Below are 1,779 nucleotides of genomic sequence, written 5' to 3'. Positions count from 1 at the left end.
CTCCTAGGTTTACCTACCAATACTCCTAGGTTTACCTACCAATACTCCTAGGTTTACCTTGCATAATCCTAAAAAATATAATACAAAGGAATTACTAGATTTAATATTAATAAGTAATATGAGCGATTTAATAGTAAAAGATAACGCCCTAATGAACGCTAGTTATAACTTAGACTTAGTTGAACAGCGTTTAATTCTATTGGCTATCCTAGAGGCGAGAGAATCAGGTAAAGGAATCAATGCAAATGACCCTCTAACCGTTCATGCAGAGAGCTATATCAATCAATTTGGTGTAGCTAGACAGACGGCATATCAAGCCCTCAAAGATGCCTGCAAAGACTTGTTTGCCCGTCAATTTAGCTACCAGGAAAAGCGAGAACGTGGGCGTGCAAATATAACAAGTCGATGGGTATCACAAATTGCTTACATTGATGAAACCGCAACAGTTGAGGTTATTTTTGCCCCTGCGGTTGTTCCACTGATTACAAGACTAGAGGAACAATTCAGCCAGTATGATATTGAGCAAATTAGCGGCTTATCGAGTGCTTATGCAGTCCGCCTATATGAATTATTGATTTGTTGGCGTAGCACAGGAAAAACGCCTGTTATTGAACTAGCAGAGTTTAGAAAGCGTTTAGGTGTTTTAGATGATGAATATACAAGATCCGATAATTTCAAACGATGGATTATTGAAAACCCCATTAAACAAATAAACGAGCATACCGACATCATAGCGAGCTACGAACAGCACAAAAAAGGGCGGACAATCACAGGATTTTCATTCAAGTTTAAGCAGAAGAAGAAAACAGAGGCGGAAACGCCAAAAAACAGCGATTCTAGCCCACATATCAAAAAACCTAGTCAAATCCCTACCAACATCGTAAAACAGCCTGAAAACGCAAATATGGACGTTTTAGAACACCGTAAAAGCAAAATTACAGGTGCAATCATGGCGAACGGTCTAGCAGATCGCTTTAAACGTGGTGATGAGTCAGTAATGGAGATGATGAAACGTATCAAAGGAGAAATTACAACGGATGCAACAGCCGACCAATGGGAAAACAAACTAGAAGAATTTGGCGTGGTTTTTTAGTCATGACGAAATTCCCGAAGGGCGCACTTTCCCAAACTATCGTTTGAGTGCGTTTTTCTATCGAAAAAGTAAAAAGACAAAGAAAATTTTCTTTGTCTTTTTTTTGGTTTTTCAAAGAAAGTTATTAGCGAGTGTCTACGAGCGACACAATGAAAGTTCGATTATTCCCCCCTCTGAAAAACTGCTTTTTTAGCATCTGATTTCATGAAAACTTTAACTATCGTGCGCTTTTGCTTTTGAGATGACACGAGCGAAGCGAGTGCCATTTTTGCCTTTGCCTTTGCTTTTTGGGGTTTGGGGCTTGCCCCAACAAGGCACAGAGTAGGAATTTTGAACGGTAGTGAAAAAGTACCCTCTGTGTGTCCTTGCTCAATGCTTTTAAAATCTTTGGTTTTTCTCGGTCATTTGCAAAAATTGCCCCTGACGTAACGAAGTGAAGTCAAAAAAGTTTGAGCTTTAGCGAAAACCGAGGGCAATTTTCATGATGAAAATGGGCTTTTAAGGTTTTTAAATGCTTTTAAATGCTTTTAGACAAGCTGAAATGCCCACACAGCAAAGCATACAGAGGGTATTCTCCTAGGTTTACCTACCAATACTCCTAGGTTTACCTACCAATACTCCTAGGTTTACCTACCAATACTCCTAGGTTTACCTTGCATAATCCTAAAAAATATAATACAAAGGAA

Annotated in this window: 1 protein-coding gene; it reads left to right on the top strand. The window is 39.0% G+C overall.

Going from position 1 to position 1,779, the window contains the following annotated elements:
* The first annotated feature begins 118 nt into the window (after positions 1-118).
* A complete protein-coding gene (gene repM, locus NI461_RS13925) occupies positions 119-1,093 on the top strand; it encodes a replication initiation protein RepM (RefSeq protein ID WP_253157806.1) in 975 nt (324 codons plus the stop codon).
* The last annotated feature ends 686 nt before the right edge of the window (positions 1,094-1,779 follow it).

Origin of the sequence: Acinetobacter sp. S4400-12, assembly GCF_024129495.1 — a bacterium.
GTDB classification, from domain to species: domain Bacteria; phylum Pseudomonadota; class Gammaproteobacteria; order Pseudomonadales; family Moraxellaceae; genus Acinetobacter; species Acinetobacter lwoffii_C.
The sequence above is the reverse complement of the archived record's forward strand: the minus strand, read 5'-3'. Positions and strand labels throughout refer to the sequence as shown.

What these genes read in the sequence shown, in the direction of transcription:
- repM (WP_253157806.1), top strand. Translation starts at nt 119, where the DNA reads ATGAGCGATTTAATAGTAAAAGATAACGCCCTAATGAACGCTAGTTAT.